The sequence below is a fragment of the Maledivibacter sp. genome, assembly GCA_025210375.1.
Lineage (GTDB): Bacteria > Bacillota > Clostridia > Peptostreptococcales > Caminicellaceae > JAOASB01.
On sequence record JAOASB010000052.1, the window covers coordinates 122,592 to 137,656 of the forward strand.

General features: G+C 35.8%; 13 protein-coding genes. 12 read left to right on the forward strand and 1 reads right to left on the reverse strand.

Annotation, left to right across the window (positions count from 1 at the left end; translation table 11 throughout):
• Positions 1–13: 13 nt before the first annotated feature.
• The 11 genes from N4A68_18185 to fsa all read left to right on the forward strand — a co-directional run bounded on the left by N4A68_18185 (position 14) and on the right by fsa (position 11,501).
• Complete coding sequence (locus N4A68_18185) at positions 14–1,981, forward strand: V-type ATP synthase subunit I (protein MCT4566226.1); 1,968 nt, start codon at positions 14–16, stop codon at positions 1,979–1,981.
• Positions 1,982–1,996: 15 nt separating this feature from the next.
• A complete protein-coding gene (locus tag N4A68_18190) occupies positions 1,997–2,419 on the forward strand; it encodes an ATP synthase subunit C (GenBank protein ID MCT4566227.1) in 423 nt (140 codons plus the stop codon).
• Positions 2,420–2,428: 9 nt separating this feature from the next.
• A complete protein-coding gene (locus tag N4A68_18195; protein ID MCT4566228.1) occupies positions 2,429–2,734 on the forward strand; it encodes a V-type ATP synthase subunit F in 306 nt (101 codons plus the stop codon).
• A gap of 10 nt (positions 2,735–2,744) precedes the next feature.
• Complete coding sequence (locus N4A68_18200; protein ID MCT4566229.1) at positions 2,745–3,371, forward strand: V-type ATP synthase subunit E family protein; 627 nt, start codon at positions 2,745–2,747, stop codon at positions 3,369–3,371.
• A 68-nt stretch (positions 3,372–3,439) separates the two neighbouring features.
• Positions 3,440–5,209, forward strand: a complete 1,770-nt coding sequence (locus N4A68_18205) for a V-type ATP synthase subunit A (GenBank protein ID MCT4566230.1) — start codon at positions 3,440–3,442, stop codon at positions 5,207–5,209.
• A gap of 35 nt (positions 5,210–5,244) precedes the next feature.
• Complete coding sequence (locus N4A68_18210) at positions 5,245–6,615, forward strand: V-type ATP synthase subunit B (GenBank protein MCT4566231.1); 1,371 nt, start codon at positions 5,245–5,247, stop codon at positions 6,613–6,615.
• A 38-nt stretch (positions 6,616–6,653) separates the two neighbouring features.
• On the forward strand, positions 6,654–7,262 hold the full coding sequence (locus N4A68_18215; GenBank protein MCT4566232.1) for a V-type ATP synthase subunit D: 609 nt from the start codon (positions 6,654–6,656) through the stop codon (positions 7,260–7,262).
• A 288-nt stretch (positions 7,263–7,550) separates the two neighbouring features.
• On the forward strand, positions 7,551–9,422 hold the full coding sequence (locus tag N4A68_18220) for an S-layer homology domain-containing protein (GenBank protein MCT4566233.1): 1,872 nt from the start codon (positions 7,551–7,553) through the stop codon (positions 9,420–9,422).
• A gap of 30 nt (positions 9,423–9,452) precedes the next feature.
• A complete protein-coding gene (locus N4A68_18225; GenBank protein MCT4566234.1) occupies positions 9,453–9,836 on the forward strand; it encodes a 3-aminobutyryl-CoA ammonia lyase in 384 nt (127 codons plus the stop codon).
• A gap of 107 nt (positions 9,837–9,943) precedes the next feature.
• Complete coding sequence (locus N4A68_18230; GenBank protein MCT4566235.1) at positions 9,944–10,762, forward strand: 3-keto-5-aminohexanoate cleavage protein; 819 nt, start codon at positions 9,944–9,946, stop codon at positions 10,760–10,762.
• Between the two features lie 94 nt (positions 10,763–10,856).
• Entirely contained in the window at positions 10,857–11,501 is a 645-nt protein-coding gene (fsa, locus tag N4A68_18235) for a fructose-6-phosphate aldolase (GenBank protein MCT4566236.1), read from the forward strand.
• A 123-nt stretch (positions 11,502–11,624) separates the two neighbouring features.
• Here fsa and N4A68_18240 read toward each other — a convergent pair whose 3' ends face one another.
• Positions 11,625–13,394 carry a stalk domain-containing protein gene (locus tag N4A68_18240; protein MCT4566237.1) on the reverse strand — a complete coding sequence of 590 codons (1,770 nt, stop codon included), beginning with the start codon at positions 13,392–13,394 and terminating at the stop codon, positions 11,625–11,627.
• A gap of 639 nt (positions 13,395–14,033) precedes the next feature.
• Between N4A68_18240 and glpX the strand changes: the two genes are divergently transcribed.
• A complete protein-coding gene (gene glpX / locus N4A68_18245; GenBank protein MCT4566238.1) occupies positions 14,034–15,002 on the forward strand; it encodes a class II fructose-bisphosphatase in 969 nt (322 codons plus the stop codon).
• Positions 15,003–15,065: the final 63 nt, after the last annotated feature.

Consider the following 15,065-nt stretch of genomic DNA (forward strand, 5'->3'; position numbering starts at 1 on the left):
GGGAGGTGTAGTTATGGCAGTGGAAAAGATGGAAATGCTTAACCTAGTTGCACCCATGGATGAGATAGATAACATTTCAAGGGATATAGTCTTACTTCAAAATATTCATATTGTAAATGCTTTAAATGAAATAAACAAAAGTAACTTTACCCTGTGTGTATTAGAGGAAAATCTCGAGGAGCTTGTGGATATGTGTGTCATTAAACCCTATATGAAGGAAGCTGATTACAAGGGCATATCTGAAAAAATTAATAATTTGATGGGCTATCTTGGGTTGGATAAAGCTATCAAAGAAAAATATATAGATGAATCCTATGATTTTCAAGACTCGATAAAGGAAATAGAGGATATTTATCCAGAAATTTGTGGAGTTTATAAAGAAAAATTTATTTATAATCATGAGCTGAAAAAAATAGAGGAATTTGACAGCCACATACATCATCTAAAGAGAACCAATGTAGATCTAAGCAGCTTAAATAATCTTAGCTTTTTTAGTTATAAGATAGGGATTCTATCAAAGGAAAATATAAATAGGCTTAAGAAAAACTATGAAAATATATCCGCCATTGTTTTACATATAGGCAGTAATACAATAGGGGAGGTATATCTAGTTGTTAGCCCTAAGGACTTGGAAACTGAAACCAATAGGATATTGAACTCAGTGAATTTCCATGAGCTAGATATTCCAAAGGAATTTTTAGGAACTCCAGACCAGATAGTTGTCAACGTGGAGCAGAAAATAAAGGAAAATAAAGGAAAGCTAGAGTTGGTGAATCATAGGCTGGCACAATTAAAAGAGAAATACGGGTCTTCGGTTGAAAGGGCATATAGCAGACTGAGACTTGAGGAAGAAATAGTTCAGATAAAAAAGGAAACTGCCTGCACAAACAGCTATTTCTATCTCTCGGGCTGGGTGCCAGCCAGAGACAAGAAAAGAATCGAAAAGCGGTTTGAGAAATATGGGCATATGGTGCTTACTATGTTTAAGGATGTTTCTGAGGTTCACAAATACATAATTCCACCCACTAAGCTTAAAAATAATAGACTGACTAGGCCCTTTGAATCCCTAGTAAAGATGTATGGGGTTCCCTCCTACGACGAACTCGATCCCACATTGTTTTTGAGCATCACCTATATGCTTTTATTTGGGATGATGTTTGGGGATGTTGGGCAGGGGCTGATATTACTTTTAGCTGGTTTATATTTCAGCAGGAAAAACAAAGATAGCTTGTATGGGGGAATACTGGCAAGGCTTGGGCTTAGTTCAACCATATTTGGATTTTTATATGGAAGTGTATTTGGATTTGAACACATTATTCCCGCCCTATTGGTACATCCCATAGAGCATATAAGCTTTATGCTGACGGGGTCTGTTGTCATGGGAATTATACTGCTTATCACAAGTTTTGGCTACAGTATTGTTAATAAAGTAAGGCAAAGGGATATAAAGGAAGGCATATTTGGTAGAAATGGCTTAAATGGATTGATATTTTACTTAAGCCTATTGGGTCTTGTGGCCAATGTTGCACTTAAAAGAGAGATAATCCCATCCACTGTGCTTTACTTAATATTATTGATTTCCTTAGTCCTTATTGTGGTTAGGGAGCCAATGGCTAATCTAATACTTAAGAAAAGACCACTATATCACGAGGAGATATCTAGCTACTATATAGAAAGTGGCTTTGATATATTTGAAACTCTACTTAGCATGATGAGTAATACGATTTCCTTTATAAGGGTAGGAGCATTTGCCCTTAATCATGTTGGACTTTTCATAGCCTTTCAAACCATGGCAAAGCTCATGAACAATTTTGCGGGAAGCATAATCATTTTTCTAATAGGCAACATCATTATAATATTCCTTGAAGGCTTAATAGTATTTATTCAGGGGTTAAGGCTACAATACTATGAGCTTTTCAGTAAATATTATAAGGGTGAGGGAATAGAATTTGAGCCGGTGAAATTAGGGGCTAAATATTAACTGGGGGTAATAAACATGAAATACATACTAATTTCTTCAATAATCATTGTGATGTTAACAATAGGTTCTGGAATGATGATGGCATATATGAATTATGAGGGATCAAAGCCAAAGCTCAAAAAGGCACTTAAGTTCAATTTATTTACCTTTATTCCAATGATGCTTATGGCTCTTATAATCCTAGTACCCGATATAGTTTTGGCTATACCCCAGGGGGGAGCAAATCCTTCGGGCTTAGGATTTATCGCAGCGGCTCTTTGTACTGGTCTTGCAACCATAGGAGCAGGCTATGCAGTTGGAGCAGTTGGTTCTTCCGCATTAGGAGCGGTATCGGAAGATCCAAAGATACTTGGAAAAACCTTGATATTTGTTGGCCTAGCCGAAGGTATAGCCATATATGGATTGATCATCTCCATATTGATACTTGGTAGATTATAGGGTTTTATCATGAGATCCTATTTAATATGTGATGATAAGGATACCCTTATAGGAATGAGACTCGGTGGCATTGAAGGGGTTCTCGTTAATACCAGGAAGGATATATTAGATCAGCTCAAGAAAGTATTGTCCGATGATAGTGTGGGAATTGTAATCATTACGGAGAGTATATTATTGATGGCTGAAGATGAGATCATGAAAATAAAATTAGAAAGGGAATATCCATTGATTACGGCAATACCCGGTAGAGATGTGAAGAAAAGAGAAGATTATATATCTAAATATATAAGGGAGTCAATTGGAATCAAGATATGAGGTGGTAATTATGATTACAGTGGAAGAGAAACTCGATGTATTCACAAAATTGGTGCTTGAAAAGGTACAAAGAGAATATGAGGAAAAGAAAAAAGAAATAGATGAAAAAAATAATGAAATAATTCAGGGCCATAAATCGGAGATAAGTGAAAGGGCCCATAAATTAATTATAAATATAACTGGTAGGGGAGAAATACAAAAAAATCGTTTGATTTCAAGGGCAAAGGTTGAAGGTAAAAGGATTGTTTTAAGTAAGAAGGAAGAATTGTTGGAAAAGCTCATAGGAAATATAGAGGGAAAGGCCGTTCAATTTACATATGAAGACGACTACAAGGGTTATATTGTGAATAGTTTATGTGAAGCCCTTGAAAATTTAAAAAATAAAAAATCTATAATACTGTTTTTAACAGATAAGGACAGGGATAGATACAGGGAATTAATCATAAATACAGTAAGAGAGAATGGCTTTGACAGTGAAAACACACAGATTCAAAGCCTAGAACCTGGATTAATAGGGGGAGTAATAGCTATAGATAGGGAAAAAACAGTTAAAGTAGACTGCACCATAAAGACTAGGATAGAGGATAATAGAAATATGATTGGTAGGGTATTATATGATGCCCTGGATAGGAAATAGTAGAGAGAGCGGTTTTTAAGCTTCAACCATAGGGGATGACAAAAAAGACGGTAGCACGAGGTGATGGGATGATTAGATCAGGAATCATAACTCTCATAAATGGTCCTGTTGTCAGAGCAAAAAAAATGTCTGATTTTAAGATGAGAGAAATGGTAATGGTAGGGAATAAGAAGCTCATAGGTGAAGTAATATCCATAGAAGGGGATGAAGGGACTATACAGGTCTATGAGGAAACCGAGGGATTAAGGCCCGGAGAAAGGGTCATATCAACGGGGAAGCCTTTATCTCTAAAGCTCGGACCGGGAATGTTAGGAAATATTTTTGATGGTATAGAAAGACCTTTAAAAAAAATAAATGAAATTTCTGGAAGTTTTATAGCAGAAGGTATAGGACTCATATCCATCGATGAAGAGAAGAAATGGGATGTAAAGATTTTAGTAGGGGAAGGGGATAACTTAAGGGAAGGAACTATTTTTGGAAGGGTTCAGGAAACATCCCTTATAACCCATAGATTACTTGTACCTCCGGGAGTGAATGGAAGGGTAAAGTGGACTGTGGAGGATGGTAAATACAATATCGAAGAAAATTTGGTAGCCATAGAAGATGAAAAGGGAAATCAACATGATCTAAGGATGTATCAGAAATGGTCTGTAAGAGAGCCGAGACCAGTCACAGAGAGACTTCCTATTGATATTCCCCTCATAACTGGGCAAAGGGTTTTGGATATGTTTTTTCCCATAGCTAAGGGTGGAACTGCCGCCATACCTGGAGGCTTTGGAACTGGTAAAACCATGACCCAGCATCAGCTTGCAAAATGGTCCGATGCAGATATCATAGTTTATATAGGCTGTGGTGAGCGTGGAAACGAGATGACCGAGGTTTTAGAGGATTTTCCAAAGCTTATTGATCCTAAAACCGATAAACCAATAATGGAGAGAACCATATTAATAGCTAATACCTCTAACATGCCCGTTGCCGCTAGAGAAGCCAGCATATACACGGGAATCACAATGGCGGAGTATTTTAGAGACATGGGATATCATGTCGCTGTTATGGCTGATTCCACCTCCAGATGGGCAGAGGCCCTAAGGGAGATATCGGGAAGACTTGAAGAAATGCCTGCGGAGGAAGGATATCCCGCTTATTTGCCCTCAAGACTTGCGGAGTTTTATGAAAGGGCAGGATATGTAACGACTTTGAATGAGGAAGAGGCATCGGTGACGATCATAGGTGCCGTTTCACCTGCCGGTGGAGATTTTTCTGAACCAGTAACTGAGAATACTAAAAGGTATGTGAACGCCTTTCTAGGTCTGGATAAGAGGCTTGCCTATGCCAGGCATTATCCTGCAATCAACTGGCTTACAAGTTATAGCGGATATATAAAGATACTCCATCATTGGTATAGTGAAAATGTTGGCGAGGATGCCTTGGAGATTAGGAATAAATTCATGGAGATACTTCACAAGGAAAACAAGCTCCAGGAGATTGTGCAGCTTGTGGGTGAGGATGTACTTCCCGATGATCAAAGGCTTATACTTGAGATATCAAAGGTTATAAAAATAGGTTTTCTGCAGCAAAATGCCTTTCATAAGGTGGATACCTATGTGCCCATAAATAAACAGTATGAAATGTTAATGGTTATAGATTATTTATGTACAAGGGCCTTTGAAGGTATAAAGAAGGGCATACCTATATCTCAAATAAAGGATAAAAAAATCTTTAGTGATGTAACCAAGCTAAAATACACTATTCCCAATGACGATTTTAGGGGAATAGAGGCATTGAAAGAAGAAATAGATGAGTATTATGATAATCTTTTAGAGCGGTATGAAGGATAAGAAGCACAGATCATTATATATTAGGACGTGATTTCATGAAGAAGGAATACTTGAGATTGGATAAAATAGAAGGCCCATTGATAATGTTATCCGAGGTTGAGGATGCATCCTATGGTGAAATTATAGATATAGATATTGAGGATGGAAAAAGAAAGGGAAAGGTAATAAAGATAGAAGAGGACAAGGTGGTGGCCCAGGTTTTTGAAGGCACAGCTGGATTGTCCACAAGCAACACATCTGTGAGGTTTACGGCTAAGCCCTTTGAAATACCCCTTTCAAGGGAGATATTAGGTAGAACCTTTAATGGCATTGGATACCCCATTGATAATGGTGGAAAAATATACAGTGACAATAAATATAATGTCAATGGAAGACCTATAAATCCCGTGGCAAGGAAATATCCAAGGAACTATATACAAACGGGAATTTCTTCAATAGATAGCCTAGCCACTTTGATAAGAGGGCAGAAGCTTCCCATATTTTCTGGAAGCGGTATGTCCCATAATGAATTGGCGGCTCAAATAGTTAAGCAGGCTAAGATCAGTTCAGACAGTGAGGAAGAATTTGGGATAGTGTTTGCAGCCATAGGGGTAAAGCATGATGATGCGAACTATTTTAAAAGAAGCTTTGAGGAATCTGGAGCAATAGAAAGGGTTGCCATGTACCTAAATCTTGCCGATGATCCCATCGTTGAGAGAACAATTACTCCTAGATGTGCTTTGACAGCCGCTGAATATCTTGCCTTTGAAGAGGGAATGCATATACTTGTAATAATGACTGATATAACCAGCTATTGTGAAGCCCTTAGGGAGATTTCTTCTGCTAGAGAAGAGGTTCCCAGCAGAAAGGGGTATCCGGGATATCTTTATTCAGACCTTGCAGCATTATACGAAAGAGCGGGAATGATGAAGGATAGCAAAGGGTCCATAACATTGTTGCCTATACTCACAATGCCCAATGATGATATAACCCATCCCGTTCCCGATTTGACAGGATATATCACAGAGGGACAGATAGTTTTAGGAAGAGAACTTTATCAAAACAATATTTATCCCCCAGTAAATATATTGCCATCACTTTCTAGATTGATGAAGGATGGAATAGGTAAGGGATATACAAGGGAGGATCACCCCGAAGTATCAAACCAGCTTTTTGCATCCTATTCTAGAGTCCAAGAGGTAAGAGCCTTGGCTCAAATAATAGGTGAGGATGATTTATCGGATATGGATAAAAAGTATATGCAGTTTGGGAAAAATTTTGAGGGCAAATTTGTAACCCAAGACTTTGATGAAAATAGAAGCATAGAAGAAAGCCTTGACTTAGGGTGGAAAATACTAGGGATACTGCCCAAGGAAGAATTAGACAGATTGAGCCCAGAGATGATAGAGAGATATTATAGAGAATGAGATATATTGAATGTTTTTTTTGAAGGGAATGACCAGATATGCAAAATATCACTCCAACTAAAGCAAACCTAATAAAAGCAAAGAGCCTTTTGGATTTTTCTGAAAAGGGATATGAGCTTTTGGATAAGAAGAGGAGTGTTTTGGTAAGGGAAATGATGGGACTTATTCATAGGGTTAAGGACGTACAAAGGAGAATAACTGCTACCTTTGAAGAGGCCTATAGAGCCCTTGAGGTAGTTAATGTGACCATGGGAGTAAATAATGTTGAAGAGGTTTCCATATCTATTCCCAAGGTTGAAGAATATGAAATACTTCTTAAAAGTATTATGGGAGTTGAGATTCCAACGGTAAAATTTGAGCAAAAAGTCCTAAGGCCCTACTATGGATTTTTTAGAACCAATCCAGCTATGGATATAGCTGTAACAAAATTTAGGGAGGTTAAGCATCTTATATATGAGTTGTCAGAGATAGAAAACTCAGTTTATAAGTTGGCTATGGAAATTAAGAAGACCCAAAAAAGGGCAAATGCATTGGAAAAGATACAAATACCTAAATATAAAAATCAAGCTAAATTTATTTCTGAGGCTTTAGAGGAAAAAGAAAGGGAGGATTTTTTTAGACTAAAAAAAGTTAAAAAAAGGATGTAAAGAAAATTGCATAAACACCTCAGAAATTGTATAATTTCCTTATATAGTAGAGGATTTCTTTTTTTTATATAGAATAATATATAAGATGTATGATTTACCCTATGTAGATTAAACTTTACAAGGGCATATGTACATATGACAAAATTAAAGTTATACATTTTTTATTAACAAATCTATATCCATATCTCGGTTTGTTAATAAAAAATGTGTGAAATATTGTGGAAAAGCATTTTTCTACAACTACATAATATGGGAATCTTACTACAAACTACATAGGAGGTAAAGTGAATGAAAAAGACAAACAAAATACTAGTTGTATTAGTAACCGTATCTGTATTACTTTTATCCAACACAATAGGAGTACTAGCACTTCAAAGTTTTACTGATGTCACAGATGGACATTGGGCAAAGGATTATGTAGAAAAGATGGCAAAGAAGGGAATAGTAACGGGATATGATGATGCTACCTTTAGACCGTCGGTGAATGTTAGTAAGTTACAAACCATTGTTATGATATTTAGAGCAGTAAAGGCTGCGGATAAATTAGATGGTGTGGATTTAGATAGCATGGTATTTAAAAATAGTATGGTTTTAACTCAATATAATATACCTTCATGGGCAAGACAGGCAGTGGCTTATGCCCTAGAAAACGATATAATCAAGTCATATGACCTTAGAAGCTTTTCAAAGTCCGATGGGACTTCAGAAAATGCTAAAAGAATTGAGGTATCTGTATATATAGGTAAGGCATTGAATAAATATTTAAAGGAAGACTTGAACCAGAACATTATATCCCTTGGATTTAAGGATAAAGCATTTATTTCAGTTGCGGATGCTAAATATGTGGATTTATTAGTGAGAAAAGGCATTGTAGAGGGTGATGAAAATGGTAATTTTAATCCAAATAAGCCTATCATGCGGGCAGCTGCAGCAAAAATGCTTTCATTGAGCTACGATATACTAGATGATTTAGAAGTAAAGGTAGAGCCAGAAAAGGAATTGACAACTAAGGAAGGTAAAATAGTACTTGTAGTCGATGATAATGATTCAATAGTAGTTGAGAATAGCAACGGGGATAAAAACATTTATAAATTCCACGAGGATGCAAATATAGTAATAGATGGGAAAAACTCTCGTTTTAGCAATCTTGAGGAAAAGGAAAATATAAAGGTATATCTTGATGAGGATGGAGTCGTAGTGAAGGCTGAAGTTGATATCACCTTATCGGACTCTGAAGGAGAAGTATATAGTGTAGTTAAGATGGAGGGGTATTATCTATTAACCATCAGGGACAAAGAAAATACCAGTAGAAAAAGAACCTATAAGATTGATAGTGACACAGTTGTAAAGCTTAATGATATAACGGCAAAGCCTACGGAGCTTGAAAAGGGAGATTCAATATCTATCGTTGCTGAGGGTGATTTTATAAAGCAAATAAGTGCCCAATCTAAGACGAGGGTATATGAAGGTATACTTGAAACAGGTATTTATTTCAGTGGAGTTCCTAAGATAAAGATAAAAGCTGCCACTCAAAAGATATATGAGCTTGAGGTAGATGAAGATGTAGAGGTTAGAAAAAACAATAGGAAGACAACCTTGATGAACTTAGTGAAGGGTGATATAGTAACTATAACCACTGAGCATGATAAGGTGGTTAAGATAGTTTCTACTAGTATTGAAGAAGACGATGAGGGTGTAATAACTGAAATAATATTAGGTGCTGTAAACAAGATCACAATTCTAAATGATGCTGGAGAAGAGAAAACATATGCCCTTTCCCCAGATGTAGACATAGATATTGATGATGATAGAAATGTCGAAATTAGTGAATTGAAGATTGATTATAGAGTTGAATTAGATATAGAGAGTGATGTGGTAACGGATATTGATGCAGAAAGGGTGGAAACTAGCAATTCACTGTCAGGGATAATAACAAAAGTACATGATGATTTCGAGGCAATAACAATAAAGGTCACTGAAAATGGTGAGATAAAGAGTTATACGGTTTCCGTAGATGATGCACGTATAATGTCTAAAAATGGTAGTTCTAGAGATTTCAAAGACCTTGATGAAGATGATGAAGTATTTATTTATGGTGAAAATAAAAATGAGATTTTTGATTTTGTGGCAGATAGAATATTTATCATGAAAGAGAATTAAGAATAAATTAATTTTTGGAGGTATGAATTTATGGAAAAGGCAATGATAAGAATGAGAATGAGCATGCACGATGCTCACTATGGTGGAAATTTAGTTGATGGTGCAAAGATGCTTCAGCTATTTGGTGATGTGGCTACTGAATTATTGATCAGACAGGATGGTGACGAAGGTCTATTTGCAGGTTATGAGAGTGTAGAATTTAATGCACCTGTGTATGCAGGAGATTACATCGAAGCCGTTGGGGAAATAACCAAGGTTGGAAATTCTTCAAGAAAAATGAAGTTTGAAGCTAGAAAGGTAATAATTCCAAGACCAGATTTAAGCGATTCAGCATGTGATTTACTAGAGGAACCTATAGTGGTGTGTAGGGCAGTAGGGACTTGTGTAGTGCCTAAGGATAAGCAGAGGAAATAGTTCTAAGTCCTAAGTGGAAAGTTCTAAGTTTTAGGGTCGACCTTTTAGTATGCTTTATGATTTAGATACATATTAGAATTTAGAATGAATGGGAGATGATGTTTCTTATGGAAAAATTGATTATTACTGCTGCTTTAACTGGGGCAGAGGTAACTAAGGAAATACAGCCAAATCTTCCGGTGACTCCTGATGAGATTGCTGAGGCCGCTTATGAATGCTACAAGGCAGGAGCTTCCATAGTACATGTTCATGCTAGGGATAACGAAGGCAGTCCTACTCAAGAATATGAGGTTTATAAGAAAATCAAGGAAAAGATCGAAGAAAAGTGTGATATAATAGTTCAGCCTTCCACTGGAGGAGCTGTATGGCATTCAGCCGATGAAAGGTTACAGCCCGTTGAGCTGGCTCCAGAAATGGCGACTCTTAGCTGTGGAACATGTAATTTTGGACCCGATGTGTTCATGAACTCCCAGGAGTATATTGAAAAGTTTGCTAAGAGAATGAAGGAGCTTGGAGTAAAGCCGGAGATAGAAGTATTTGAAAGAGGAATGATAAATAATGCCATAGGATTAGTTAAAAAGGGTTTTATTGATTCTCCCTTACACTTTGATTTTGTCCTTGGAGTACCGGGAGCTTGTCCAGGAACCCCAGAGGATTTGATGTATATGTTAAGAAGCATACCCGATGGTTCTACTTGGACGGTTGCGGGAATAGGCAAGGATGAGCTTCCCCTCGCCGTTATGGCTATTATCCTTGGTGGAAATGTAAGGGTCGGTTTTGAGGATAATGTTTATTATTCAAAGGGTATATTGGCTGAGTCGAATGCTCAGTTGGTAGAAAGAATAGTACGAATTGCTAAAGAAATGGGAAGAGAAGTAGCCACTCCTAATGAAGCAAGGGAGATATTGGGTATAAAGAAGAAATAGGTGAATATACTATAGGGGTTAATCATATATGTCCTATTAAATTAGGGTTTTGTGTAGAGAAGCCACATATGTTTTCTCATCAAGGAGGTTTGAAATGAAGCTTTTTATTGATACTGCAAATATTGATGAAATAAGGGAAATTAGTGAATGGGGAGTATTGGCAGGGGCTACTACAAATCCATCCCTTATAGCTAAGGCAGGAAGAGATTTAAAGGAAGTAATAAATGAGATAGTTACCATAGTAGATGGGCCAATAAGTGCAGAGGTAGTTGCAGAAAATGCGGAGGATATGATTCAAGATGGAGAAGCCTTGGCAAGTATGCATGAAAATATTGTTATAAAGATTCCTATGACGGAAGAGGGTCTGAAGGCTATAAAGGGTTTGAGTAAAAAAGGTATAAAGACAAATTGCACCTTGATATTTTCAGCAAATCAAGCTTTACTTGCGGCTAGGGCTGGGGCAAGCTTTGTAAGTCCTTTTGTGGGTAGAATGGATGATATAGGTAATGCCGGCATGACGCTTATTAGCGAAGTAGCACAGATTTTTGATATCCATGGAATAGACACAGAGATCATCGCTGCAAGCATAAGGCATCCAATGCATGTAACGGAGTCGGCCCTTCAGGGAGCGCATATATCAACGGTTCCATATAAAGTATTCAAACAAATGTTAAAGCATCCATTGACGGATATAGGTATAGAGAAATTTAATTCAGACTCGGAAAAATCAAATAAATAGAGTGAAAATTAAAGGCTGTTGAGAAATTTGGGTTTCTCAACAGCCTTCGATTTTTATTTAGATTTCATTATGTATTTTCAGCAAGTTTCTAAACTAGCCCTAGAGATCGACATAAATAGCTTTTTAATGCTCAAGTGTAGTTATGTCCGTAAATTTATTTTCATAAATAGTCTTATTTATATTAAAGTAATCTAGATTAAGTTTTTTGATCATATTCTCATCATCTACATATCCGCTGCCCCAAGTGGGATCAGCGATAATCCATTTTCCATTGATCAATATCTCATTCCATGTATGATAAGCTTCCTGAAGCTTACCCTTTCTTATTTTAGTAGGAATATTTGATGCTCTAAGTAATGCAGCATATAAATAGGATATTTCTTCATTACTTCCCTTCTTATCGGTTAATACCATTTTAGCGCTTCTAGGGGATTGGCTTACTGCTTCTGGTTCGTATTCTATATTTTCATATATCCATTCAAAGATTGCCTTTGCTTTATGGGAGTCATTAAGATATTTTTTGTCTACGCCTTCACCAATTTCCTTAGCTAAAGCCACAATATCCACATCATCCTTTTCAACAAATAGACTTGGAATAATATATCTTATATTCTGGGCGCTATAATTTAGCACACTAAATTGCATTATCCTATTATTATCATTGGATTCATTGGTCATTATATCTATATTGTGCTTACCTAGTTCAAAGGGAGTATACAGCTTTGAATTAAATTCGTTGTTCATAATAGGTATCTTGAATCGACAACTTTCAATTTTATTAGATTTATCATTTTTCTTAGATACAGTAATAACAAAGTATTCTAAATCACTATCCTCTTTTATGGTGCCTTTAAAGTCAAATTCATTGTGAACCTCCATTGTTGGAGAAATCTCGGAGCTTAGGGTTATACCATAATCGAAAAATGCATTATATTCTATATAATGTTCACCTTGAGTACTGATCACACCATTGACTTCAATTGTATTGATTATATTTGATATCATAGTTAAAAGCTGACTATCGTTGGATTTAGAGTGGTATGAAAAAGTTACACTATAACCATAGTTGGAAGAAATAAAGTAGTATACAACTTGATTTATTTCAGGAGTCACAGCAGAATTTTTCAAATAAACAATATTCACATCGATATTATTGATGGTCAACCTATCACTTCCAGTGAATACAACTTTATCCTTATAATTATCTAAAATTGCGGACTTATTTTCTTCGGTAAATTGGTCTAAGCCTTTAAGTGCTTCAAACTCTTCAATATTTACAAGCATTTGAATACTGTTTTCATCATCTTTATATCCAAATTTATTAGAATCATCAGAGCTATCCCAATACTCAGGTATCATGACATTAACACCAGGGTCAAAGTACTTAGATATGTATGAGATATCATCTATCAACTTAGGCTCTTTTACATTGTCATCATCGGAGCTTAACAATACAGTCCTATTTTTATCATCCCATTTAACGGCAAAGCCAAAGCTTTGAGAAATAAATCTCACAGGAACCAAGGTTCTATCATCTCGTATAATTGGAGGAGAATCCAAGGTGAAGCTGTTTCCATTTCTATATGCTATCTTGTCTCCAATCTTAAGCTTTATGAACACATCTGAAATATCCTTATATCTTCTATATCCAGTAACTGTTTGTATTTCCTCATGCCAATCAACTTTTGCTCCAAGGTGTTCAAATATGGTTCTCATAGGAACCATAGTTCTATCATTTTCAATGATAGGGTCAGTATCAAATTCTAATGTTTTTCCATTTAACTTAACCTTTATCACCTGTGGTTCATCATCAGGTGCAACTGCATATACATTTATATTTAGAAAACTTAAGAATATAAAGAGTGACATTAATATAGATAGTTTTCTTTTCATAAAAGCACCTCCCCAAATTTCTTTTCATTAAGTTTAATGCTGCATAGTATTATAGGATAATATGGCAGTATACAAATAAAAGTAATTTTGTCCTATTTCTTCTTACTATAAATATATCATAACTACTTTAGTATATACCTTTTTACTCAAATATTTAAAAAAAATGTATAATATGTGTAATAAAACTGTAATAATTAGATATATAAGCAAATCCCATGATATAGGGAGTTTTAATACAATAGGAATTTTAGATTGGTCGCATTTAATTATAAATTGTGTTATAATGGTTACGAATAAATCACAAGTCTCAAGACAATGTGGGTTAAAATCCTTTCTATAGGTAAACGATACTAGACTTATAATCCTGAAGTTGTTTATTCAGATTAAATAAAAGTTATCTTCTTTTTATCATATTTCCCTAGATATTTAATAATAATTTGATATTATATAATAAGTATGTAAAGGTATGATAATTTTAAGGAAACATTTGTTATATACAACGCACTAATAGACCTACATTTTGATTTTTCAAATAACCAATGATTTTGATAAGTCAAGATGCAAGGGATTTATTGCGATGAATATAGTTTGTTTTTATGACTACTATACTCTAAATATATTGAGGAGGAAGATTATTTTATGGATAGAAATTTGGCTATCAATCTTGTAAGGGTTACGGAAGCTGCTGCATTAGGAAGTGCAAAATATATGGGACGCGGAGATAAAAATTTGGCGGATCAGGGTGCAGTAGATAATATGAGAAAAATGTTTGATACTATGGATATCGATGGAATTGTTGTTATAGGTGAAGGGGAATTAGATGAAGCCCCTATGCTGTATATAGGAGAGCAAATCGGTGCATGTGGACCGGATTCTCCAAAGGTTGATATAGCAGTTGATCCATTGGATGGCACAAATTGTGTTGCCAAGGGTTTGGCAAATGCCGTATCCGTTGTTGCAATGGCTCCTAGAGGGTGTCTTTTAGAGGCTCCGGATACTTATATGTATAAGCTTGCTGTTGGACCAAAAGCAAAGGGTGTTATTGATTTAAATGCGTCAATAAAGGAGAATATGCTTAAAATAGCAAAGGCCCTTGATAAAGATATTACTGATCTTACAGTAACTATGCTTGATAGAGAAAGACACAATGATATAATGAAAGAGTGTAGAGAACTAGGCTGTAGAATACAATTATTTCAAGATGGTGATGTTGCCGCGGCCATTGCTACTTGTTTTGACCATACAGGGATAGATGTGCTAATCGGTAAAGGTGGTGCCCCAGAAGGAGTTATAGCTGCAGCAGCTTTAAAATGTTTAGGTGGGGAAATGCAGGGTATGTTGACACCAATGAGTGATGAAGAAATAGAGAGATGTAATAAAATGGAGGTTTCCCCTGGCAAGGTATTATTGTTAGAGGATTTAGCAAAGGGAAATGAAGTATACTTTGCAGCAACAGGTGTTTCCGATGGAGATCTGTTAAAGGGAGTTAAATATCTAGCCCATAATAAATGTATAACTCATTCTGTGATAATGAGATCGGAAACAGGAACAATTAGGTTTATAGAAGCTATTCATGATATGGAAAAGAAACCTAAGTATGCAAAATAGATTATAAGATTAAGATTTAAGATTGAATTGAGTATTGTAGTTGTATTTTAAGGTCTAAAAGGA